Source organism: Burkholderia sp. USMB20 (assembly GCF_000949135.2).
GTDB lineage: Bacteria > Pseudomonadota > Gammaproteobacteria > Burkholderiales > Burkholderiaceae > Burkholderia.
In genome coordinates, this window is sequence record NZ_JTAN02000001.1 from 410,351 (window position 1) to 432,551 (window position 22,201).

24 protein-coding genes and 1 pseudogene are annotated in these 22,201 nt (G+C 65.4%); 9 read left to right on the forward strand and 16 right to left on the reverse strand.

Annotated elements, in window-relative coordinates:
* Nucleotides 1-724: 724 nt before the first annotated feature.
* Nucleotides 725-1,906, forward strand: coding sequence for a DNA-binding protein (locus PL79_RS01915; RefSeq protein WP_044848759.1), 1,182 nt, complete (start codon nucleotides 725-727; stop codon nucleotides 1,904-1,906).
* 139 nt (nucleotides 1,907-2,045) lie between these two features.
* On the opposite strand, the gene PL79_RS01920 is transcribed toward PL79_RS01915, so the two are convergent.
* The 3 genes from PL79_RS01920 to PL79_RS01930 all read right to left on the reverse strand — a co-directional run bounded on the left by PL79_RS01920 (nucleotide 2,046) and on the right by PL79_RS01930 (nucleotide 4,279).
* A complete protein-coding gene (locus PL79_RS01920; protein ID WP_044848758.1) occupies nucleotides 2,046-3,059 on the reverse strand; it encodes a tyrosine-type recombinase/integrase in 1,014 nt (337 codons plus the stop codon).
* 102 nt (nucleotides 3,060-3,161) lie between these two features.
* Nucleotides 3,162-3,539, reverse strand: a complete 378-nt coding sequence (locus tag PL79_RS01925; protein ID WP_044848757.1) for a DUF2471 family protein — start codon at nucleotides 3,537-3,539, stop codon at nucleotides 3,162-3,164.
* A 128-nt stretch (nucleotides 3,540-3,667) separates the two neighbouring features.
* A complete protein-coding gene (locus tag PL79_RS01930) occupies nucleotides 3,668-4,279 on the reverse strand; it encodes a helix-turn-helix domain-containing protein (RefSeq protein WP_044848756.1) in 612 nt (203 codons plus the stop codon).
* Nucleotides 4,280-4,440: 161 nt separating this feature from the next.
* Here PL79_RS01930 and PL79_RS01935 point away from each other — a divergent pair, with 161 nt between their 5' ends.
* Together PL79_RS01935 and tdh are read left to right on the forward strand one after the other, a co-directional pair.
* Nucleotides 4,441-5,640 (forward strand): glycine C-acetyltransferase, encoded by a 1,200-nt coding sequence (locus PL79_RS01935; protein WP_044848755.1) that lies wholly within the window; start codon nucleotides 4,441-4,443, stop codon nucleotides 5,638-5,640.
* Nucleotides 5,641-5,653: 13 nt separating this feature from the next.
* On the forward strand, nucleotides 5,654-6,682 hold the full coding sequence (gene tdh, locus PL79_RS01940; protein ID WP_044848754.1) for an L-threonine 3-dehydrogenase: 1,029 nt from the start codon (nucleotides 5,654-5,656) through the stop codon (nucleotides 6,680-6,682).
* A 525-nt stretch (nucleotides 6,683-7,207) separates the two neighbouring features.
* On the opposite strand, the gene PL79_RS01945 is transcribed toward tdh, so the two are convergent.
* Nucleotides 7,208-7,609, reverse strand: coding sequence for a hypothetical protein (locus tag PL79_RS01945; RefSeq protein ID WP_044848753.1), 402 nt, complete (start codon nucleotides 7,607-7,609; stop codon nucleotides 7,208-7,210).
* Nucleotides 7,606-8,244 (reverse strand): GNAT family N-acetyltransferase, encoded by a 639-nt coding sequence (locus PL79_RS01950; RefSeq protein ID WP_044848752.1) that lies wholly within the window; start codon nucleotides 8,242-8,244, stop codon nucleotides 7,606-7,608. The genes PL79_RS01945 and PL79_RS01950 overlap by 4 nt, the downstream gene beginning before the upstream one ends.
* Before the next feature lie 191 nt (nucleotides 8,245-8,435).
* Here PL79_RS01950 and PL79_RS01955 point away from each other — a divergent pair, with 191 nt between their 5' ends.
* Complete coding sequence (locus PL79_RS01955) at nucleotides 8,436-9,050, forward strand: TetR/AcrR family transcriptional regulator (protein ID WP_044848751.1); 615 nt, start codon at nucleotides 8,436-8,438, stop codon at nucleotides 9,048-9,050.
* 54 nt (nucleotides 9,051-9,104) lie between these two features.
* Nucleotides 9,105-9,584, forward strand: coding sequence for a nuclear transport factor 2 family protein (locus PL79_RS01960; protein WP_012365039.1), 480 nt, complete (start codon nucleotides 9,105-9,107; stop codon nucleotides 9,582-9,584).
* A gap of 158 nt (nucleotides 9,585-9,742) precedes the next feature.
* On the opposite strand, the gene PL79_RS01965 is transcribed toward PL79_RS01960, so the two are convergent.
* Nucleotides 9,743-10,009 carry a hypothetical protein gene (locus tag PL79_RS01965; RefSeq protein ID WP_135800934.1) on the reverse strand — a complete coding sequence of 89 codons (267 nt, stop codon included), beginning with the start codon at nucleotides 10,007-10,009 and terminating at the stop codon, nucleotides 9,743-9,745.
* 115 nt (nucleotides 10,010-10,124) lie between these two features.
* A complete protein-coding gene (locus tag PL79_RS01970) occupies nucleotides 10,125-11,210 on the reverse strand; it encodes a tartrate dehydrogenase (protein WP_044848750.1) in 1,086 nt (361 codons plus the stop codon).
* A 117-nt stretch (nucleotides 11,211-11,327) separates the two neighbouring features.
* Between PL79_RS01970 and PL79_RS01975 the strand changes: the two genes are divergently transcribed.
* The gene (locus PL79_RS01975) at nucleotides 11,328-12,251 is read left to right on the forward strand and encodes a LysR substrate-binding domain-containing protein (protein ID WP_044848749.1); all 924 of its coding nucleotides are present in this window, start codon (nucleotides 11,328-11,330) and stop codon (nucleotides 12,249-12,251) included.
* A gap of 273 nt (nucleotides 12,252-12,524) precedes the next feature.
* Here the strand turns inward: PL79_RS01975 and argC are convergent, their stop codons facing one another.
* Nucleotides 12,525-13,472 carry an N-acetyl-gamma-glutamyl-phosphate reductase gene (gene argC / locus PL79_RS01985; RefSeq protein ID WP_044849282.1) on the reverse strand — a complete coding sequence of 316 codons (948 nt, stop codon included), beginning with the start codon at nucleotides 13,470-13,472 and terminating at the stop codon, nucleotides 12,525-12,527.
* Nucleotides 13,473-13,590: 118 nt separating this feature from the next.
* Between argC and PL79_RS01990 the strand changes: the two genes are divergently transcribed.
* Nucleotides 13,591-14,475, forward strand: a complete 885-nt coding sequence (locus PL79_RS01990) for a LysR family transcriptional regulator (RefSeq protein WP_044849281.1) — start codon at nucleotides 13,591-13,593, stop codon at nucleotides 14,473-14,475.
* Nucleotides 14,476-14,501: 26 nt separating this feature from the next.
* Here PL79_RS01990 and PL79_RS01995 read toward each other — a convergent pair whose 3' ends face one another.
* The 4 genes from PL79_RS01995 to PL79_RS02010 form a co-directional block, all read right to left on the reverse strand.
* Nucleotides 14,502-14,966: a hypothetical protein gene (locus PL79_RS01995; RefSeq protein WP_044849280.1), complete on the reverse strand. Its 465-nt coding sequence runs from the start codon at nucleotides 14,964-14,966 to the stop codon at nucleotides 14,502-14,504.
* 60 nt (nucleotides 14,967-15,026) lie between these two features.
* Nucleotides 15,027-16,244: a DUF3734 domain-containing protein gene (locus tag PL79_RS02000; protein WP_044849279.1), complete on the reverse strand. Its 1,218-nt coding sequence runs from the start codon at nucleotides 16,242-16,244 to the stop codon at nucleotides 15,027-15,029.
* A 123-nt stretch (nucleotides 16,245-16,367) separates the two neighbouring features.
* Nucleotides 16,368-17,153, reverse strand: coding sequence for a 3-hydroxybutyrate dehydrogenase (locus PL79_RS02005; RefSeq protein ID WP_135800936.1), 786 nt, complete (start codon nucleotides 17,151-17,153; stop codon nucleotides 16,368-16,370).
* Nucleotides 17,154-17,204: 51 nt separating this feature from the next.
* Complete coding sequence (locus PL79_RS02010; protein WP_044846508.1) at nucleotides 17,205-17,945, reverse strand: acetoacetate decarboxylase; 741 nt, start codon at nucleotides 17,943-17,945, stop codon at nucleotides 17,205-17,207.
* Nucleotides 17,946-18,394: 449 nt separating this feature from the next.
* Between PL79_RS02010 and PL79_RS02015 the strand changes: the two genes are divergently transcribed.
* On the forward strand, nucleotides 18,395-18,976 hold the full coding sequence (locus tag PL79_RS02015) for an undecaprenyl-diphosphatase (protein WP_044846507.1): 582 nt from the start codon (nucleotides 18,395-18,397) through the stop codon (nucleotides 18,974-18,976).
* A gap of 39 nt (nucleotides 18,977-19,015) precedes the next feature.
* Here PL79_RS02015 and PL79_RS02020 read toward each other — a convergent pair whose 3' ends face one another.
* The 3 genes from PL79_RS02020 to PL79_RS02030 all read right to left on the reverse strand — a co-directional run bounded on the left by PL79_RS02020 (nucleotide 19,016) and on the right by PL79_RS02030 (nucleotide 20,930).
* Entirely contained in the window at nucleotides 19,016-19,240 is a 225-nt protein-coding gene (locus PL79_RS02020) for a hypothetical protein (RefSeq protein ID WP_044846506.1), read from the reverse strand.
* A gap of 119 nt (nucleotides 19,241-19,359) precedes the next feature.
* On the reverse strand, nucleotides 19,360-20,181 hold the full coding sequence (locus PL79_RS02025) for a siderophore-interacting protein (protein ID WP_044846505.1): 822 nt from the start codon (nucleotides 20,179-20,181) through the stop codon (nucleotides 19,360-19,362).
* A gap of 38 nt (nucleotides 20,182-20,219) precedes the next feature.
* Entirely contained in the window at nucleotides 20,220-20,930 is a 711-nt protein-coding gene (locus PL79_RS02030; protein WP_044846504.1) for a PadR family transcriptional regulator, read from the reverse strand.
* A 236-nt stretch (nucleotides 20,931-21,166) separates the two neighbouring features.
* Between PL79_RS02030 and PL79_RS02035 the strand changes: the two are divergent.
* A pseudogene (locus PL79_RS02035) lies at nucleotides 21,167-21,400 on the forward strand (hypothetical protein); the annotation flags it as partial.
* A 210-nt stretch (nucleotides 21,401-21,610) separates the two neighbouring features.
* Here the strand turns inward: PL79_RS02035 and PL79_RS02040 are convergent.
* Nucleotides 21,611-22,174, reverse strand: coding sequence for a TetR/AcrR family transcriptional regulator (locus PL79_RS02040; RefSeq protein WP_044846502.1), 564 nt, complete (start codon nucleotides 22,172-22,174; stop codon nucleotides 21,611-21,613).
* Nucleotides 22,175-22,201 lie beyond the last annotated feature (27 nt).

Below are 22,201 nucleotides of genomic sequence, written 5' to 3' on the forward strand. Positions count from 1 at the left end.
CGTTTCCCGGAAATCCTCACAGCAAATCCCTGCGGAGTCCCGTGAAACCTCACCTTTCATGAAAACTGCCCAAAAGATGGGCAGAATAGGGGCGCTAGCAAGGTCCCGCAAATTCTCACCTATGTCTGCACAGGCAGAAAACTGTGCGCTCAGGCACAGCGCGGGTTCCATGGCAGTGCAGCCCCGAAAAGCCTCACCTTTGGGAAATCTCGCATTTCACTGTGATCCCGAATCCGCTCACGACCTTTCCTGCATCGGCTCACGCAGATCCCCGAACCCCATCACTTCAGCTCCCGCAGAAGATCACCTTGGTTCCCGTAAAACTTCACCTTCTCGGCCGGAAAGCCTTGCTACATAAGGCTGTGCCGTGGCGTTAACGTTTTTAACTAAGGGTTCAAGGGTGTTTACTTCTAATACTCTCAAGACATCGGTCGTCGAGTTTTCCACAGAGACCCCAACCCCTGAACACCGACAGCGAGCGTGACGCCCATCATGTGAAACAAATGCCCTTTTTCGGGGCTTGCTAAAAAACGCTTTCAGCACAAGTACTTGGCTCGTTTTCTTCGCTTTGTTTCACGGGATCGGGACGCTGGCTCATCCAGATCGGCTCACAGCGCCGATTTCTGTGCACAGCGACGCAAATTCATCGCGGCCAACAAAAACAGGTATCAAAAAATACGTGTTCCGTTATGATCACAACATTTCAATGTCTGTGAGTCCTGCCATGACGCTGGATGAAATACGTGAAGCCATCCGGGAAGAACTCGAATCGCTACGCGCGAGCGGCGCGCGCCGCCAGGAGTTGTCGCTGCATGCCTGCAAGCGCCTGTTTTTCGATCTCGGCATCCGGCCGTCGGCCGCCAATGTCCGCGATCTGACCCAGACCGGCAGTGCCAGCGACATTCCGAAGGACATCGATCATTTCTGGGAACGGATCCGTGCCGCGTCGAAGGTTCGGCTCGACGGTGCGGCGATTCCGAAAGCGGTCGAGGAAAAGGCCGGCGCATTGCTCGGCGCGCTATATGAAGAGGCGTTGAAAGCGGCCAGGGAAAGTCTCGATGTCGACCGCGAGCAGATCCGCGCCGGCGTGACCGATGCGGAACAGCGGCTGCGCGACGCCACGGTTCGCCAGGAAACCCTCGAGGGCGCGCTGACGCGCAGCGAAGCCCGCAACGAGCAGCTGCAGGCGCGTGTGACCGAGCTCGAGGTGCAACTGGCCTCGCAATCGACGCACGGTTCGGCAAACGAGGCGACGCTGCTCACCACAGTCGCCCGACTCGAAAAGGAACTGGCCGCCATGGCCGGCCGCGTCGATGCCGAACAGACGCAGAACGCGGCGCTGCGCGACCGTATCGACACGCTGCAAGCCGAATTGCAGCAGCGCACCGAACACTATGCGCAGCAGATCAAGGATGCGGTGGCCGAAGCCGAGCGCCGCGTCAAACCGATGCTGGTCGAGCTGGACTCGCTGCGCAGCATGGCGTCGACCTATCAGAGCGGTTTGCGCGACGTGCAACGCAAGGAATTCGATTTCCTTCAGCAACTGAGTTCGACCAAGGCCCGCGCGGACCGGCTCGAGGAACAGCTTCGCAGCCAGGGCGACGAGTTGGAGCGCGCGACGCGCGAGGTGAATACGCTGCGCGCGAGCCGCGGGATGAACCCGGAGATTTCCGCGCTGATCCGGCGCCTGGCCGATGCCGGTCAGCTGGATGCCGATGCGTTTTCCGCGATCGGGACGTCACTGGACCATGAAATTCCGGTGCCGACCCAGTGCCCGCATTGCGATGGCGAACCGGAGTTGTCGCACGGCGACGACGGGTTCGAAGTATCGTGCCCCGAATGCGAACATGCGTCGGGGCCCTGGCCTTCACGATTCGAAGCGATCGCACGCTTTGCACGAGATTGACGCGCCGGTCGGCACAGCGATCGCACAGGTGAGGTGATGCGGGACGCGTGAGGTGAGGTTTTTCGGGAGCGGGGAAACGGTGAGGCTACGCCGCACAAGGCTGCTCACGGATCACGTCGCGTGAGCAGCCGGTTCGGCATCAGTGAGTTTCGTCCTGGTCGGAAGCGTCACCATTCGCGAGATCGTCACGCCAGTTTTTCCACGCGCGGTGCAGCCGGTTCGACGAGATCGGCCGCACGAAGCCGAGCCATTTGCCGACCCGCTCGGGCGGTACGTCGTGTTCGAACAGCTCGGCCGCATAGGTGTTGCGCAGCGTTTGCGGACTCGCGCGCGCGGTGCGCGACGACGTCAGCCCCGCGGATTCGACGATCGCGTCGATTGCGCGCAGCATCGTCGCCTTGTGCATCGGCCGCCCGGCATGCGATGCGGGAAACACGAGCTCGCCGGGAATCTCCTGGCGCTTGCGCTCCACGAGCCATGCTTCGAGCAACGCGATCGCGAACGACGCCAGATGGGTTTCGCGCGCGAAATCGGGATGCGTCGACGGGATCTGCAGCGACGTTCCGCTCGTATCGATGCAACTAATCGTGAGCACGCGTGCTTCGCCGGTCTTCACGCCGGCGCCGAGAAACGCGGCGACGAGCGCGCGGTCGCGGCGCTCTTTCCAGTACGCGGAGCCGGACACGCCGATCGGTGAAAACAGGTAGGCCAGCAACTTTGCGCGTTCGGCCGGCGTCAGGAAACCGGTTGGCTCGTTGTCGCGTGCCTGACGCCAGTTCGCTTCGCCATCCTGAGCAATGAAGCGGGCCGGGTTGGTGGACGCGAACTCGGTGCGCCGGATGTGGTCGAGCACGCGTTCGATCAGCCGCAAATAACGCATTCGCTGCGTTTTCCGGATCGGAAGCTCGCCGACGAAGTTCGCGATCGTTGCGGTATCGACGGTGGCCAGGTTTTTCTGGTTTGCACGCAGCCACGCAAGAAAGGCGCCCCATTGCGCGCGGTAGACGTCGGCCGACGAACGGCGGTAGTCCTGCATGGCAAGCCACGCGTCGAACGCGGCTTCGGGCGAGATGATCCAGTCGGACGCGCCGCGGTCGAACAGATCCTTTTCTTCCGGGCGTGCCGGGGTGTCGGAGGGCGTGGGAAGGGACATGTTATTTATTCCGTTAGTTGCGTATATGGTAGCCCTTTCCGCAACGTCGCGGACAGCAGGATGCGGGAGCCGCCCACCGTGACGGACGCTCGGGGCCTGACGTCAGTCGCCCCACGCCTTCGACGGGCGGTGAACGCGCTCGCGGGGCGCCGCTTCCTGCGATTTGGCCGCGGCTTCATACGCGAGGACCGCGAACGAGAACACGGCGGGCAGCGCGTTCGATCGGCCGAAGTCGATCGGATCGTCCGTTTCGGGAAAGGTCATGTCCGACGGCCGTTCGAACAGTTGACGCATGCCGGGCTCGTGCCGGCTGGCAAAGCCGAGATCGGCGAGCGCCTCGGCTTCGATCGCGTGCAGCAGGCGCCACGACAGCGGGACGCGCTGACGGATGTAGCGCCCGGCTATATGGCGAACGATCAGTTCGAGGTCGTGCGCGGCAGCCTTGAAGCTGAGCGCGGCCAAATCTTGTTCTTCTGTCATCGCAGGCTCCTGTCGACCGGCGCGGGCGCCTCGGTGCGCCGCCCCGGCCATGCATGGCGGAATGTCCGTATACTGTACAAATATACAGTGTTCTCCGCAACTGGCCTTTCGGCCAGCTACCCGCATCGTCAGCGATGAATCACGATCAGTAGTGCGCGCGCCTCGGCCTTGCCGGGGTTGCGGATCGCATGCGGCGTGTCGGCCGGGTAGCGCGCGGTGTCGCCCGCCTTCAGGCGTCGGCTCGCCGCCGCGGCTTCGATTTCCATCGCGCCCTGCAGCACGGTGAGGTGCTCGCGCGTGCCGGGTTCGTGCGCGTTCGACACGAGCGCGCCGCCGCCCGGCAGCGTCAGTTCGTACCACTCGAACTTGCCGGCCAGGTCGATCGGGCCCCATACGCGCAATTGATAGCGGCCGTCGTGGCCGGCGAGCGTCGGGATGTCGTGCGGGCCGTCCACGCGGATCGTCTCCGGCGCTTTCGGCTGAGAGAACAGTTCGTCGAGCGTGATGCCGAGCGCATTCGTGAGCCGCCATGCGACCGCGATCGTCGGATTGGCCTTGTCGCGCTCGATCTCGGAGAGCATCGACTTCGATACGCCAGCCGCGCGCGACAGGTCGTCGAGCGTCAGCTTGCGCTCGTTGCGCAGGCGCTGGATTTGCTCGCCGACGCGCGGCGGCGTCACGCCCGGCGCTTGCGGTGCGGCGCCGGCAGGCGTGCGCCGCGACGCGGAGGAACTTGCCATTTGGTTTCCGTTCGCTTAGAGTTGTTCGGTATTTCGAATTCTAGTTCGGAATATCGGATAAATGCGGTCAACCGAACGACCGACTATAACAGTAGCAGGCCGTTGCGCCGCCGCCACGAGCGGCGCGCGACGGGATGCGAATCCCTGTCAGGAGCTTTGCGATGCGTGATGCCTTTCTCGCCCAGGTGCGCGGGACGCTCGACCAGATCCGCGCGGACGGTTTTTACAAGACCGAGCGCGAGATCGCGAGTCCCCAGGCGGCGGCCGTGCGGCTCGCCGGCGGTGCCGGCGTGCTGAATTTCTGCGCGAACAACTATCTCGGTTTGGCGAACGATCCGCGCCTGATCGCCGCGGCGCAGGCCGGTCTCGACCAGGACGGCTTCGGCATGGCGTCGGTGCGCTTCATCTGCGGCACGCAAACCGTGCACAAGCAGCTCGAAAGCGCGCTGGCATCGTTTCTCGGCACCGAGGACAGCATCCTCTATTCGAGCTGCTTCGATGCGAACGGCGGCCTGTTCGAGACGCTGCTCGACGAGAACGACGCGGTGATCAGCGACGAGCTGAACCACGCAAGCATCATCGACGGCATCCGCCTCTGCAAGGCGAAGCGTTTCCGCTACAAGAACAACGACCTGTCCGACCTCGAGGCGAAGCTGCAGGAAGCCGACGCCGCGGGCGCGCGCCACAAGCTGATCGCGACCGACGGCGTGTTCTCGATGGACGGCATCATCGCCGACCTGAAAGGCATCTGCGACCTCGCCGATCGTTACGGCGCGCTCGTGATGGTCGACGATTCGCACGCGGTCGGCTTCATCGGCGCGCATGGCCGCGGTACGCCCGAGCACTGCGGCGTCGACGGTCGCGTCGACATCATCACCGGCACGCTCGGCAAGGCGCTGGGCGGCGCATCGGGCGGCTACGTCGCGGCCCGCCGCGAGATCGTCGAATTGCTGCGCCAGCGTTCGCGCCCGTACCTGTTCTCGAACACGCTGACGCCGAGCATTGCCGCGGCGTCGCTGAAGGTGCTGGAACTGCTCGGCAGCGACGAAGGGGCGAAGCTGCGCGAACGCGTGCGCGAGAACGGCGCGCGTTTCCGCGAGCAGATGACGGCCGCGGGTTTCACGCTCGTGCCGGGCGCGCATCCGATCATCCCGGTGATGCTCGGCGACGCGCAGCTTGCGACCAACATGGCCGACAAGCTGCTGGCCGAAGGCGTCTACGTGATCGGCTTCTCGTTCCCGGTCGTGCCGCGCGGTCGCGCGCGCATCCGTACGCAGATGAGCGCCGCGCATACGCCCGAACAGATCGATCAGACGGTCGCCGCGTTCGTGCGCGTCGGCAAGTCGCTCGGCATCGTCTGACGGAGGCGCGACCATGAAAGCACTGGCAAAGCTCGAACGCGGCCCGGGCCTCACGCTCACGCGCGTGAAGCGCCCCGAAGTCGGACACAACGACGTGCTGATCAAGATTCGCCGCACGGCGATCTGCGGCACCGACATCCATATCTGGAAGTGGGACGACTGGGCGCAGAAGACGATTCCCGTGCCGATGCACGTCGGTCACGAATACGTTGGCGAGATCGTCGAGATGGGGCAGGAAGTGCGCGGCTTCGCGATCGGCGATCGCGTGTCAGGCGAAGGCCACATCACGTGCGGCTTCTGTCGCAACTGTCGCGCGGGGCGCCGGCATCTGTGCCGCAACACCGTCGGCGTCGGCGTGAACCGTGAAGGCGCGTTCGCCGAGTACCTGGCGATTCCCGCGTTCAACGCGTTCAAGATTCCGCCCGAGATCTCCGACGATCTCGCGTCGATCTTCGATCCGTTCGGCAACGCGACGCATACGGCGCTGTCGTTCAATCTCGTCGGCGAGGACGTGTTGATCACCGGCGCGGGCCCGATCGGGATCATGGCCGTCGCGATCGCGAAGCACGTCGGCGCGCGCAACGTCGTGATCACCGATATCAACGACTACCGGCTCGAACTTGCGCGCAAGATGGGCGCGACGCGCGCGGTCAACGTCGCGCGCGAGTCGCTGCGCGACGTGATGGCCGACCTGCGCATGACGGAAGGCTTCGACGTCGGTCTCGAGATGTCGGGCGTGCCGAGCGCGTTCACGAGCCTGCTCGAGGCGATGAATCACGGCGGCAAGGTCGCGCTGCTCGGCATTCCGCCCGCGCAGACGGCGATCGACTGGAACCAGGTGATCTTCAAGGGGCTCGAGATCAAGGGCATCTACGGTCGCGAGATGTTCGAGACCTGGTACAAGATGGTCGCGATGCTGCAAAGCGGTCTCGATCTGTCGCCGATCATCACGCATCGCTTTGCGGCGGACGATTACGAGAAAGGCTTCGCGGCGATGCTGTCCGGTGAAAGCGGCAAGGTGATTCTCGACTGGACGGTCTGAGTGCCGGCGGGGCGGTTCGGTACGTTTGCCGGCTGCTCCGCTCGTGCGGGCATGAGCGTTTGTCGGGGCTGGGCCGCTTCGACAAACGCGTAAGGTGAGAATATTCGGGAGCTGTGTTTGCGTACCGAACGGCGGCTCGATCATGCTGCCGCGTGTCGCGCAGGCGTGGAATTCAACGGGCTGCACGTCGTTTCCCGTCAGCGATACGAGGGCGATCGCACTTCGATTCCGCAGCACTCATCGGTGACATGCAATCGCGCATGCACCTCACCCATCAGCGCCGCTCCGCTGCCCACTCCGTCGCGTCGCTCGGCGCGTGCCTTTCTTCCTGCCCTTCCGTTTTCGCTTGTCGTGCCTGAATAGTGGGCCCTTGCCGCATCATCGCGTGTCATGGTTTTGCCCTGCGTCAGCGCCAGCACGTCACCACGCAACCCGGTCACAGCCCGGCCTCGAGGCGTGAGCCGATCACCGACGTGCGAACTCACCCATCAGCCCGCCAGCTGGCATCGATCGGTGCGCTGCCTGCTATTCGATCCGCTCACCGTTCGACCGTCGCGGCTCGAGTTGAAGACTCAACACGACGAGCCAGCGTTTCGGGCATTGCGGTGCGATCTCGATCAGATCGCCATGCGCACCGGACACCGTCACGAGTCCGTTTTGCGCTGCATGCCGATACGCGCGCGATGCGTCCGCCTGAAGCCAGAAGCTGACCAGCGCGCACGTGACGAAGCGGAACAGCAGCAATGTCGCGGCTTCCGGCGTGTCGCCCAGCAACACGAGCAGGCTGTCGAACGCGAGCGTCAGCATCTGCGTGACCGCGATCGTGATGGCCGTCAGCTTCGCCAGCCCGCGCATGCGCAGTGCTGCCCGCGTGCGGGCGTGACGTAGTGCGAGCCGCGCGCGATCGTCGTCGCTTTCGTGTCTCACGACGCCGCTCCGGCGCGCTGCGCGACGTCGATCGATGTCGTGTCGGATACAGGCATCGGCTCGCCTGCTACGCCAACCGCCTTGCACAGGATCGCGCTGTCGTAGCTGTGTCCTGCAAACCGCATCACGTCGATCAACCGAAACCCTTCGCGACGATAGAAGTCGACGAGCCGGACAGCCGCATGCGGCGCATCGAGCGCGATGTGCGTCGCGCCACGCGCGGCAGCCCGCCGTTGCGCGAACGCGAGCAGCGCACGGCCGATTCCGCGGTCCTGCCAGACCGGATCGACGGCCAGCTGGCCGAGCGTCGCGACGCGTCGGCTGCGATACGGATCGCAACGCGAATCGGGATCGTGCGGTTGCATCGTGATCGTCGCGACCAGATGCGCGTTGCCGAGCGCGACGAAACACTCGCTGGTGAGTATGCGTTCGCGCGTCGCCGACGCCGGCTGGTCGACCCCCGGACAGTTGAAGCCCGCGGCGCCGAGTGGCGCGTACGCACGATGCAGCAACGCGGTCAGCGACTCATACGAATCGCTGCGCGGATCGAAACGCCTTACCACCACGCGGCCGTCGAGCCGCTTCGCATAAGCCGCATAGGCACGCGCGGAGCGTGCGGATTCCGGTCGCTGCATGATGTCCTTTCGGCCAGACAGGGTGACCGAAGTGTAGTGAGCCCCCCGCGCCGGCTTCAAGAAAAAATGTCGTAAACGCCGGCTGCAATGCGCCGCTCGCCATCGGGACCATGCGGCGATCGGCCCTTCCGACGGCAGGGCCTTTTCACGCGGCTGTTGACGAGGGAGAACGATCGTTCTACCGTAAACCCATGAACACACATGATGACCTCTCCGGTGAACCGGCCGTTCGCGACCGGCTGCTCGACGCGGCCGAGGCGCTGATCTACTCGGGCGGCATCCACGCCACGGGTGTCGATGCGATCGTGAAGCGATCCGGTGCCGCGCGAAAGAGCTTTTATTCGCATTTCGAATCGAAGGAGGCGCTGGTCGTGGCCGCGCTCGAGCGCCGTGACGAACGCTGGATGCGCTGGTTCGTCGACGCGACGCTGGCGCGGGGCAAGTCGCCGCGTGCGCAGTTGCTCGGCATGTTCGATGTGCTGCGCGACTGGTTCGTGGAACCCGATTTTCACGGCTGCGCATTCCTGAACGCGTCCGGTGAAATTGCCGACGCCGACGATCCGGTGCGCATCGTCGCGCGCATGCACAAGGCGCGCTTGCTCGCGTTCGTGCGCGAGCGGTTCGACGCGTATGCCGACGCAGACGGGATCGAGCGCCGCGGGCTGGCCCGCCTCGCACGTCAATGGCTGGTGCTGATCGACGGCGCGATTGCCGTGGCGCTCGTCAGCGGCGATGCCGTCGCGGCGCGCGATGCGCGCGCAGCCGCCGAATGCTTGCTCGATACGGTGTCTCGAGCGTCGCGGTAACGCGTCCCAACCGGCTGCGTTCGTGCGCAGCCCAACCTTGAACAGGAGCATCCCATGTCCGCTTCCCCGGAAGTTCGTCCGCCCGTTCCGCCCTTCACGCTCGACACGGCGCGCCAGAAAGTGCGCGCCGCGGAGGATGCGTGGAACACGCGCGACCCGCAGCGCGTGTCGCTCGCCTATACGCCGCAGAGCCGGTGGCGCAATCGCGCGGAGTTCGTGACGGGCCGCGACGAGATCGTCGGCCTGCTGCAGCGGAAATGGACGCGTGAGCTCGACTACCGGCTGATCAAGGAGCTGTGGGCGTTCGGCGGCAATCGCATCGCGGTGCGATTCGCGTACGAATGGCATGACGACGCCGGCAACTGGTTCCGCTCATACGGAAATGAAAACTGGGAGTTCGACGAAAACGGCTTGATGGCGCATCGCCACGCGAGCATCAACGATCTGCCGATTCGCGAAGCGGATCGGCTGTACCACTGGCCGCTCGGCCGCCGTCCGGACGATCATCCCGGCCTGTCCGATCTCGGGCTGTGACGCAGCACGATGACGACGCGTGAACGCGTTCGATCACGCATCGAGCGTGCCGCCGGTGCTCAACGGTGAGGAAATTCGGGAGCCGTGTATTGAGGTGAGAGTTTTCGGGAGAAGGAGCGATTCCGTGCGGGACGGTGTGATTCTTCACGTCCCGCGTCTCACCGATCAATCTTCGCAGGAAACGGCGCGATTGCGCTGACGGAAGCGCCGTGCGCATTGCAGTGCTCGCGCTTTCGTTGCGTTGCCCGCACGCGAATCGAATGCGACATCGACACTGGCGGGATTCGATCGGTGTGTAGCGATGCGCGATGCAACTCACCGCTCGACTTCGACGTGATGCCGGTTACGGCGATGGATCGACACGTGACCGTGCGTGTCACCGCATCGCGTTGCTCACCGTTCGAAATCGACATCGATACCGACACGCGCGCATCCAGGCCCGCGCATCGGAATCAACCAGGGTGCGCGGCAGCCGGTCGTGTTGCTCACCCCTGAACACGCATCCATCGACCACCTGCGCGCACCCTGCGCATCGTTCCGTCAGCCGGCGATCCGCGCCGCGATCGCTTCACCCACTTCCTGCGTCCCTGCCTGGCCGCCGAGATCGCGCGTGCGCGGCCCGGTGCGCAGCACGTCCTCGATCGCCGCGACGATCGCATCGTGCGCTTCGCGTTCGCGGCCCGCGCCGTTGCCGAGGAAGTCGAGCATCATCGCCGCCGACCAGATCATCGCGATCGGGTTCGCGACGTACTGGCCCGCGATGTCCGGCGCGGAGCCGTGCACCGGTTCGAACAGCGACGGAAACGTGCGATCCGGGTTCAGGTTCGCCGACGGCGCGATGCCGATCGTGCCCGTGCAGGCCGGCCCGAGGTCGGACAGGATGTCGCCGAACAGGTTCGACGCGACCACGACGTCGAAGCGGTCGGGCTGCAGCACGAAGCGCGCGCACAGGATGTCGATGTGCTGCTTGTCGACGGCGATCTCGGGATAGCGCTCGCCCATCTCGGCCGCGCGCGCGTCCCACCACGGCATGCTGATCGCGATGCCGTTGCTCTTCGTCGCGACGGTCAGGCGCTTCGCGCGGCGCTGCGCGAGCTCGAACGCGAACTTCAGCACGCGCTCGGTGCCGTGACGCGTGAAGATCGACTGCTGCATGACCACTTCGCGCTCGGTGCCTTCGAACATCGTGCCGCCGACCGACGAATATTCGCCTTCGGTGTTCTCGCGCACGATCATGAAGTCGATGTCGCCCGCGTTGCGGCCGGCGAGCGGCGACGGCACGCCGTCGAACAGGCGCGCGGGCCGCAGGTTGATGTACTGGTCGAACTCGCGGCGGAATTTCAGCAGCGAACCCCACAGCGAAATGTGGTCGGGCACCGTCGCGGGCCAGCCGACCGCACCGAACAGGATCGCGTCCATGTCCGACAGCTGTGCCTTCCAGTCGTCCGGCATCATCTTGCCGTGCTGCGCGTAGTAGTCGCAGCTCGCCCAGTCGATCTGTTCGAACTGGAAACGGATGCCGAAGCGCGCCGTCACGGCGTCGAGCGCGCGCAGGCCCTCGGGCATCACTTCACGGCCGATGCCGTCACCGGGGATGACGGCAATCCTGTACGTCTTGTCGCTCATGCAAGCCTCCTTGGCTGTTCGGGCCGCCGGCAGCGTGCGCAGCGGAACGTGACGCCATTTTATTTATTTCCATTCAGATTAAAATCGTGCGAAAGGTTAATCGACTTTCCACGAATCGTGAACAAATCGCCGAATCTCGACGACCTGCGCGTCTTCAGCCTGGTCGTCCGCCTGACGAGCTTCAGCGCGGCCGCCGAGCAGCTCGCGGTGTCGCCCGCGTACGTGAGCAAGCGCATCGCGCTGCTCGAGGCGCAGCTCGGCACGCGGCTGCTGCATCGGTCGACGCGCCGCGTGACGGTCACCGAGGCCGGCGAACGCGTGTTCGCGCGTGCCGAGAAGATTCTCGACGACGTCGATCATCTCGTCGAGGACGTCTCGACCACACGCACGGTGCCGCGCGGCACGCTGCGCATTTCGAGCAGCTTCGGCTTCGGCCGCCATGTCGTCGCGCCGGCGTTGCTCGACTTCTCCGCGCGCTATCCGCAGCTGAACGTGCGGCTCGATCTGTTCGACCGGCTCGTCGACGTCGCGGGCGAAGGCTACGACCTCGACGTGCGCATCGGCGACGAGATCGCCGATCACCTGATCGCGCGCCGCCTTGCCGCGAACTACCGCGTGCTGTGTGCGTCGCCCGACTATCTCGCACGACGCGGCACGCCGCGCACGCTCGCGGATCTCGCGTCGCACGACTGCCTCGCGATCAAGGAGCGCGACCATCCGCTCGGCGTGTGGCGGCTGAACCTGCGCGGAGAAACGGCAACGGTGAAGGTCGGCGGCGCGCTGTCGACGAACCACGGCGAGGTGGCCGTGCAATGGGCGCTGGCCGGGCGCGGGATCGTGCTGCGCTCGATCTGGGAGGCGGGGCCGCTGATCGAACGCGGCGCGCTGCGGCGCGTGCTGCCGGACGTGATTCAGCCGGCGAACATCTGGGCGGTCTATCCGGAACGCGTCGCGGCTTCGGCGAAGGTGCGCGTGTGCGTCGATTTTCTGGCGGAGGCGCTCGCCCGGTTGAATGCCGCGGCGAGCGACGATGCGGGCTGAAATCGGCGAAAGGTGAGCTTTTACGGGGGCATGTCTGCGACGTCGGCACATGCCCGTTTTGGGCGTGCCATCGCGTCATGGGCCGACACGACGCAACAGGCAGCGATACGTCGATGGCCGCGAGGCACGCGCCCGACCGACGATGATGCCCGCACCCGCACCCGCACCCGCACCCGCACCCGCACCCGCACCCGCACCCGCACCCGCACCCGCACCCGCACCCGCACCCAAACCGCGGCTCACACCCGCGGCTCACACCCGCGGCTCCGGCGTTCAAGCCGCTTGCGCAGCGCTCGCCGCGCCGAGCATCAGGTCGAGATTCTGCACGGCCGCGCCGGATGCCCCTTTGCCGAGATTGTCGAACACGGCGGACAGCAGCACCTGACCGTGATCGTCATTGACGAACACGCTCAGCCGCAGGTCGTTCGTACCGTTCAGCGCCTGCGGATCGAGATGCGTGATCGTGCGCGTATCCGCGAGCGGCGTGACCTCGACATGGCGTGCGCCGGCGTAATGGTGCGCGAGACACGTGTGCAGCAACTCACCAGTCACGCCGGCCGGAAGAAGGCGCAGCTCGATCGGCACCGTCAGCACGATGCCCTGCCGATAGGCGCCGTAAGCCGGCACGAACAGCGGACGATGCGCGAGCCCGGCATGCAGCTGGATCTCGGGCGCATGCTTGTGCGCGAGCGCGAGGCCGTAGACCTGCAGCGGTTTCGCGCGCGCGGCGTCGTTCGATTCGAATGCGTCGACGGCGGCGCGGCCGCCGCCCGAGTAACCGGACACCGCATGGATGCTCACCGGGTAGTCGCGCGGCAGCAGGCCGGCCTGTTGCAGCGGCCGCAGCAGCCCGACCGCGCCTGTCGGATAGCAGCCCGGATTGGTGACGCGCCGTGCACGTGCGATGGTCTGCGCGTGCCCGTCGGCCGTCTCGGGGAAACCGTAGACCCATTCCGGTTCGGTGCGATGGGCCGAGCTCGCATCGATCACGCGTACCGCCGGATTCCGGATGAAGCCGACCGCTTCGCGCGCGGCGGCGTCGGGCAGGCACAGAATCGCGATATCGCACGCGTTGATCGCTTCGCCGCGCCGCGCGGGGTCCTTGCGCTCGGCATCCGGCAGCGTGACGAGCCGCAGGTCGGTGCGATCCCGCAGGCGCTCGTGGATCTGCAGTCCGGTCGTACCTTGGTCGCCGTCGATATAGACAGTAGGGAGGCTCATGATGGTCGCGTTCCTCGTTTCGGGCATCGGGAAAGCCGTATCGTCCATCGAACGCCTAGAATAGGAAAAGTTGAATTTCCTGATGACCGGATTCAGTTTTCCTGAACGAGAGGTGGGCATGCGCGAGATCAGTCTGGACCGGCTGCGTACGCTGGTCGCAATCGCCGACCAGGGATCCTTCGTGGCCGCCGCGCAGCTGCTGCATCTTGCGCCGCCGACGGTCAGCCTTCATGTCGCCGAACTCGAAAGCCGCATCGGTGCGCCATTGCTGTCGCGCACGCGCGGCAACGTGCAGCCGTCGACGATCGGTGCGGTGCTGGTGGAGCGGGCGCGCCGTCTGCTGGCCGAGGTCGAGTCGACCCTCGACGACGTGGAACGGCAGGTGCAGGGCCTGACCGGGCGGGTGCGCCTCGGCGCGTCGACCGGGGCGATCGCCCATCTGCTGCCGCAGGCGGTGGCCCGGCTGCGCGAGCAGCATCCGGACATCGATGTCCAGATCGCGGTGCTCACGTCGCACGACACACTGGCGCGGCTTGCGCAGGGCTCGCTCGACGTCGGGCTGGTCGCCCTGCCGCAGGCGGCGGTCGCGGGGTTGTCCATCCGCGCGTGGCGGCGCGATCCGGTGCTGGCCTTTCTGCCCGCGGACTGGCGGCTGCCGGCACGCGTGACGCCGGCCTATCTGGCCGCGCGCCCGCTGATTCTCAACGATGCGACCACCCGCCTGTCGCGGCTCACGACGGAATGGTTCGCGCTCGGCGGCCACCGGCCCGAGCCGCGCATCGAACTCAACTACAACGATGCGATCAAGAGCCTGGTCGCCGCGGGTTACGGCGCGACGCTACTGCCGCACGAGGCGGGCGCCCCGTTGCCCGACCCACGCATCGTCATGCGGCCGCTGCGTCCGGCGTTGTGGCGCGAACTGGGCATCGCGCATCGGGCCGGCCCGGTCGAGCGGTCGACCCAGCACGTGCTCGACGCGTTGTGGGCGCTCGGCGCGCGCTAGGGCGCTCAGGGAACCGCGCCGCCGTCCTACAGCCGGTTGTCCTTCGCGAGCATCAGCACGCGCGCCCAGCGCTGCGCATCGCGCTTGTCCATCATCGGCAGTTTCCATTCGCCGCGCACCGCGTCGCGCACGCGCACGACGAGATGCCAGCGGCCGCCGATCGGCGCCGCCTCGCAGCCGTCGAGCTGCGACAACGTATAGCGGCCGTCCGCGCCGTCGTGCGACAGCCACAGCAGCCCCTGCGTCGCGGACACGCGCAGCTCGCCCCACGCGCGATGCACGATGTGGGTCCAGCCTTGTTCCTTCGTGTTCGGTGCGATGTCGCGGCGGCGCTTGATCCACCATGCGATCAGCGCGATCAGGATCGCGGCGGCGAGCACGGCGGCCGCGTTCGCGACCGGCTGGCCGAACTGCGCGGCGATGACGTGAAACAGGTGGACGGCGCCCCATCCCAGGGCGATGAGCGCGAACAGCGCAATGAAGATCGGCATGTCGAATCGGAACAAAGGACGGACCGGCGCAGCCTGCGCGCCGGTCCGTCGCATACGGCATCACCGGCGGCGGTGAATGTCGTGCGTGACGAAGCCCGCGTCGTTGGTGGGCAGCGCGAGGCCGTCCTTGACCGCGAGCGTCTTGCGGATGTCGTCGAGACCCGCGCACCAGTGGTCGCGCATCGTCGACAGACCGAACTGATAGTCCTTGTAGTGGTGCTCGTACGCCTTCTGCTGATAGATCAGGTGCTGGATGTTGTATTTCTTCCCGCTCGACATCGCTTCGGCCTCGATGCACCACGGGTCGTTCTTGCGCTGCTCTTCCGGCACCTGCTCGAGCACGTGGCGCAGCACGTTGCGGTAGCGCTGTTCGCGCTGCAGCGTATCGGTGACGAAACGCGTGCGGCTCGAATACTGCACGTCCTTCGTGCGTTCCGCGACGTCGGCCATCGTGCGCGGCAGCGGCCCGCGCGCGCTCCACAGATCGACCTGGAACGCGAGCGTGTCGCGCCGCGGACGCGCGCGCAGCACTTCCATCAGCGGCGTGTTCGACACGACGCCGCCGTCCCAGTAATACTCGCCGTCGATTTCGACCGGCGGAAACGCGGGCGGCAGTGCGCCGGACGCCATGAAGTGCTCGGGTTCGAGGCGGATGCGCGAGTTGTCGAAGTACACGAAGTTGCCGGTGCCGACGTTGACCGCGCCGACCGACACGCGCGTCTCGCCCGAGTTGATCCGGTCGAAATCGCACAGCTTGAGCAGCGTCGCGCGCAGTGCCGACGTGTCGTACCAGCTGATCTTTTCCGGATGATCGGACACGCCCGGCAGCGGCGGCGGGAAGCGCGGCGAGAAGAAGCCCTGCTGGCCCTGCATCATCGCGCTTGCGGCCTGCGATGCGGTGAAGAACGTGCGGACCTGGTCGATGCTGTTGAACAGCGCGAATTCGAACGCGGCCGGAATCGCGGGAAAGAACGCCGGCTGGCAGATCGTTTCCCAGAATTGGCGCAGCCGCTCGACGCGATGTTCGGGTGCATTGCCGGCGATCAGCGCGGTGTTGAGCGCGCCGATCGAGATGCCTGCGATCCAGTCGAGCGGAACGCCCGCTTCGTGCAGCCCTTCGAACACGCCGGCCTGATACGCGCCGAGCGCGCCGCCGCCCTGCAGGACGAGCGCGATGGTTTCGTACGGCAGCGACCGCGCAGCGGCCGGCGCGCCGGCTTCGTGATGCAGGTCCGCCGCATCGACGGCCTGCTTTTCTGTACGCGCGTGCGGTTTCATCAGTTGCTCCGAGAAATCCCGCCGTGGACGGCGGAGATGGATGGCGTGGCGTCGACCGACGGCACGCCGTCCTTGGTATGGATGGTGGTGTGGAAGTCGCCTCCCGTTACAGAGGCGAGGACCTTACTGCATGAACCAGCCGTGGCTGACGACGAACGACTGGCCCGTGAGCGCGGCGCTCGGGAACGCCGACAGGAACAGCACCGTCTGCGCGACGTCCTGCACCGTCGTGAACACGCCGTCGACCGTGTTGCCGAGCATCACCTTCTTCACCACTTCCTCTTCGCTGATGCCGAGCTCCTTCGCCTGCTCCGGAATCTGCTTGTCGACCAGCGGCGTGCGCACGAAGCCCGGACACACGACGTGCGAGCGCACGTTGTGCTTCGCGCCTTCCTTCGCCAGCACGCGCGCCAGACCGAGCAGCCCGTGCTTGGCCGTCACGTACGCCGACTTCAGCGGCGACGCTTCGTGCGAGTGCACCGAACCCATGTAGATCACGACGCCGCCGCGATCGTCCTTGTACATGTGCTTGAGCGCGGCCTTGGTCGTCAGGAACGCGCCGTCGACGTGGATCGCCTGCATCTTCTTCCAGTCGGAGAACGCGTAGTTCTCGATCGGGTTGACGATCTGGATGCCCGCGTTCGACACGAGGATGTCGACCGAGCCGAACGTGTCGGCCACCTTGTCGATGCCGCTGTTGACCGCTTCCTCGTTGGTCACGTCCATCGCGACGCCGATCGCCTTGCCGCCTGCCTTGACGATCTCGTCGGCAACCGCGTTTGCGCCGTCCTGGTTCAGGTCGGCGATCGCCACGGCCGCGCCCGCTTTCGCGAGCTCCAGCGCGATTTCCTTGCCGATGCCGCTTGCGGCGCCCGTGACGACTGCGGTCTTGCCATTCAGGTTGCTCATTTCGAATTCCCGTGGTGAAAGGATTGACAGGGAGAAAGGACTGCGGACGTGTTACTGAGCCAGGTAATCGTAGACGACTTCGCCGAGGCCGAGTGTCAAATCCGCGACGAGGTGGCGCGCTTCGACGATCTCGAGCACCGGCAGGTCGGCCACCGGCGCGAGCGCGTGCGGTGCCAGTTCGAGCGACGCGGGGCCCGTCCACGCGCCCTTCATCCTGATGTCCTGCATGTAGTAGCGCACCAGTTCGCACACGCGTGCGGTGCCGTCGACGTGCGGGATGATCTTCAGCAGGAAGTTCGGGCCCGCGAGGCGCTTCGTCTGCTCGTCGATGTCGAGCTCCTTGTGCTTGTAGCCCATCGTGCCGGTCGCGACGCGCACCTTGCCGTAGTCGAGCGTGCCCAGCAGGTGGTCGGTGTTCACGTGCAGCGTGGGCGACGCGAGTTTTTTCGGGAAACCCCACAGCTCGCGGCCGCCGGCGATCGGCGGGTGATCGTCGAGATACATCGCGAGCGTGTAGCCGCCGGCCTGGCCGTTGTACTCGACGGGGATCACCTGGCCGCTTTCCGTGTAGTCGCCGAAGCCGGTCGAATCGGCCATGCGAATGAATTCGTAATGGACGAGCGGCTCTTTGACCTGCAACGGCTCGGGCACGATTTCACGCAGACGGTCCGGATCGGTGCGGTACGTGATGATCAGAAACTCACGATCGACGAAACGGTACGGGCCCATCGGAAAGGCCGGGCTGGTCAACGGCATCGCAAACGCTTTCGATCGGACATCGCTGGGTTTCATGCGGACTCCTTGTTGTTGATCGCTTCGTGGATGAGTGCTCGTAAGCTCGTAATCCTATGCCTGTGCGTTGCCGTTGTGCGATGCCGCATATGGAATTAATTGTTGCCGATTTCGAATGATTTGCGAGGCAAATATTGAGACGAACGGTGCAAACGGCATGGCGCGCCTGAGCGGTCCGATACTCGCACGGGTCGGTGACGCCACGATGTGAAAAAGGTGAGCTTTTACGGGATGGTCAGTGAGCTTTTACGGGAGACAGTCGCGCGTGAATGTGACAATTGTGTGAACTTGTGTTGCAGTACAGGCTCTAAGTGCGTTCGCGCGCGGGCCTCGGTCCTGGTCACCGGTCGCCCGGCGCATTAAGCACTGCTTAAGCGAGTGAGCACTAGCATCGTTCGCATCCGACCGGCACCGCCGGTCCCGTCACGACATCCCACGCAACCGGATTCATGCAGAACCTCAATCTCACCCTGTTTTCCGCCTTCAATGCCGGCGCCGCGCCGCACCCCGGCGTTGCCCACCTCGCGATCTTCGCCGCCGACTGGCTCGTCTATGCGCTGCCCGCGATGTTGCTGCTGACCTGGATCTTCGGCGAACGCCCGACGCGCCGCCAGGCGATCGAGGCCGGCGTCGGCACGTGTGTGGCGCTGGCGCTCGCGCAGGTGATCGGGCATTTCTGGTTTTCGCCGCGGCCGTTCATGGCCGGAATCGGCACGCAACTGATTCCGCATGCGCCGGACAGCTCGTTTCCAAGCGATCACATGACGTTTGCCTGGAGTCTCGCGGTCGGCATGATGCTCGCCGGTACCACGCGGCTGACCGGCGTCGTGATGGCCGCGATGGCCGTCGCGATTGCATGGGGGCGTGTGTATGCGGGCGTGCACTGGCCGTTCGACATGGCCGGCGGCGTGCTGGTCGGCACGGCCGGCGCGCTGGCCGCGCACCTGTACGGACAACGCGTGGTCGAACTGCTCGAACGGATCGGCGACGTCGTGCACGCGGTGCTGATGGGGCGTGAGCGCACGCCCTGAGCGGCAGGACTACGCGGGAGAAGTGTAGGCCGGACGCCGTCAACCGGGCGTCTTGGCCGCTTCCGCCGAAGCGGACGGGCCGCCGCCCGCTTCATGCAATTCGGGTGTCTCGCCCGGATGCCGTGCGGCGTCACGGTCGAGCGCGCTTTCCTTCAGGATCGCGCACATCGCGACGAACAGCGCGAGCACGACGACCGCCAGACTGCAATAGCCGGCGATCTTCAGGTTGCGAAGGAAAGGCGAAGCGTGGCTTTCTCTTGTCATGACCGGGCGCTCCTGGGCGGGCTGCGGCGGCTGTCGCCCGACAGCGGCGTCGCAGACACAGATATATACCAGCCGCCCCGCCGATGCCAAGCCCGCCCGTGCGCGGGCACCCGTTCGCGTCAGTCTTCCAGCGTTTCGTGCACGGCCGTCGCGCCGCGCTTCCAGTAGGCCGCCGCGCGGATGCGCGACTTGTCGACGCCGCGCTCGCCGGTCAGGTGCTGACGCACCGCGCGCATCGATTGCGCTTCGCCTGCCGCCCACACGTAACCGTCGCCGGAGGACGGCATCGGCAGCTCGCGCACCGCGTTCAGCAGCAGGTCGCCGTCCGCGGCGTCGGCTTCGGCGCGAAAGCGCCAGATTTCATGCACGTCGGCACGCGTATCGAACGCGATCTGCGCGGTGCGATCCGCGACTTCCAGCACGACCGCCGTGCGCGCGCCGGCCGGCAATTGCTCGAGACGCCGCGCGATCGCCGGCAGCGCCGTATCGTCGCCGATCAGCAGATGCCAGTCGAAATCGATCGGGACCACGAACGATCCGCGCGGTCCGCCGATACCGAGCCATTGGCCGATGCGTGCCTGTGCCGCCCACTGCGATGCGGGGCCCGGATGGTTCAGCACGAATTCCAGATCGAGTTCGCAGGCGGCGCGGTCGAAACGGCGCGGCGTGAAATCGCGCGCGACCGGCTTCGGTTCGCCTTCGGGAAACTCGGGGCCGTTCGCGCCGAGCGTCGGCATCGCGGGCCGTTCGGCGCCGGGCGGCGGGAAGAACACCTTCACGTGATCGTCGAACGACGACGATTCGAAATCCGCGAGGTCGGGGCCGCCGAGGGTGACGCGCAGCAGGTGCGGCGTCACGGCGTGCACGCGCACGACCTGCAGCAGGCGGAACTTGAGGGTATGGCGCACGCGGGTGACGGCGCGTTCGGAGGGGTTCTGCATCAATCCGTACTCCTTGGGTTTTGACGGGACGGCGCGGGTTACGCGCCGGTGCCACCTTCGATTTCGGCCGTCGCGCGGCGCATGATTGCCGCGATGCGCCGCTGTTCGTCGGCATCGGCCGCGCTCTTGTGGAGCAGCGCCCGCTTCAGTGCAAGGCGGGCCTCGACGAACTCCGGCAGCCAGCCGGGCTGCGTGTCGTCCTGTGCCTCGCTGCCCGCCGCCTCGCCGGCGAACGCGCGACGCATGAATTCCATCTTGCGTGCGAGGTGCGTGAGGCGCGCGAACAAGGTGTCGACGCGTTCGCGCTGTGCATCGAGATGCGCGCGGCCGGCGTCGGTCAGCGCATAGCGCTTGCGATTGCCTTCCGCCTGCGACGCGACGAAGCCGACTTCGTCGAGATACGTGAGCGCCGGATACACCATGCCGGGGCTCGGGCTGTAGAAGCCATTCGAGCGCGTATCGAGCGCCTTGATCAGTTCGTAACCGTGGCTCGGTTGCTCGGCGACCAGCGCGAGCAGCAGCAGCTGAAGATCGTCGGAGCTGAATTGGCGGCCGCGCGGCATGCCGTCGTCGCCGAAATCGCCAAAGCCGCCGCGTCCGCCACGGCCACCGAACGGGCCGCCGCCGAACGGATCGTGGCCGCGCCGATGGCGGCCGATCAGTTGCCAGACACTGGTGTACCAGTCAGGGCCCGCATGCGCACCATGACCGTCGCATCGGGCATGGCCGCGGGAGGAGTTGTGTCGCATGATCGTGTCCTATATGTCGTAAAACATATCTAAAGATATATATCGAAAGATAGGGTGTCAAGGAGGATTATTGGGGGGCGGATGTTGATGGGAGGGGATTGTAGGTTTGCAGAAAAGGTGGCCTTTTTTGCAGCATTTGAACAAGACTATTTAATTGTTCTAATTGATAGCAATGAGGCTGCAACGCGAGCTGGACTGCCGCGGATATTCAGACGCGAGTCACCGGCATCGCGGCGGCCGTGCACGTTGAGATCGAGGAACGCAAGGTCGAACTGTCGACCGTCGCGCACCGGCTGCTCGTGCGCGACCTGTCACTGGGCTGGCACGATACGCCGCTCGTCAGCGACGCCGTGCAGGAGGTAAAAGCGGAAATCCTGAGTTTGTTCGACGCGCTCGGGCGGCGGCCGGAATGGGCGGACACAACGGGGCAAGGGGACTGCGCGATAAACGGTTACCGGTGGTATGCGTGAGCGACGCGTTCGCACACGTGAGCGCCGCAGGCCGCGCCGATCGAGCTGCGCAAGGTTCGCGACGGGGAGGAACGGCTGTCGCACGTGAAAGCTTCATGCTACTGGCCGTGTCCTCGCGAATGCCACGCAAGTTTCCCTCCCCGCTATCGTTCTGCCTCGCGTGATCCCCGCATCGACGCCGGATAGAACGGAGCAAAACATTGTCTGGGGTTATTGGTTGTGGTTGGGCGAGTGTGTCATCGCAAGAAGCTCGTCGATGAATTCAGTGCGTTGTTTTGGATCCAGCGGTTTCAACCCGCACACCTCGTCAAACCACAGGCCTTCTACGGCAAAGCGAATGATCCGGGCGGTCCGTTCCGGCAGTTGGTCCCGATTCAGCAATTCCGCCCAGCGAGCCGCATGGCTGGCATAGACGGGCAGCAGGCTCGGTTCCAGAAGCAGGCTCCCGATCACGGCAGACAGACTTTTTCCCTGGAGTGCCTGTTCAGAGCTCGCGATGATGTACGCGCGCGTCCACGCACCTGGCTGTCCGTCCGCCTCCGCGGCAGCGGTGACCGCCTGCTCGAAAGTTGTCGCTTCGAAGTGCAGCAGTCCGGCCAGGAGTTCGGACTTGTTCGAGAAGTGATAAAGCAGCCCCCCCTTGCTGATGCCGGCAACCGACGCAGCCTCGGCTAGGGTTAGTCCCAAGATGCCTTTTTCCTGCAGGATTTGTTGCGAGGCTTGGAATATTTTTCTCTTTGTATTGCCTGTATCGCTATCAATAGTCTCTTTCATCACGATTTGGTGGGATCAAGTATCGAA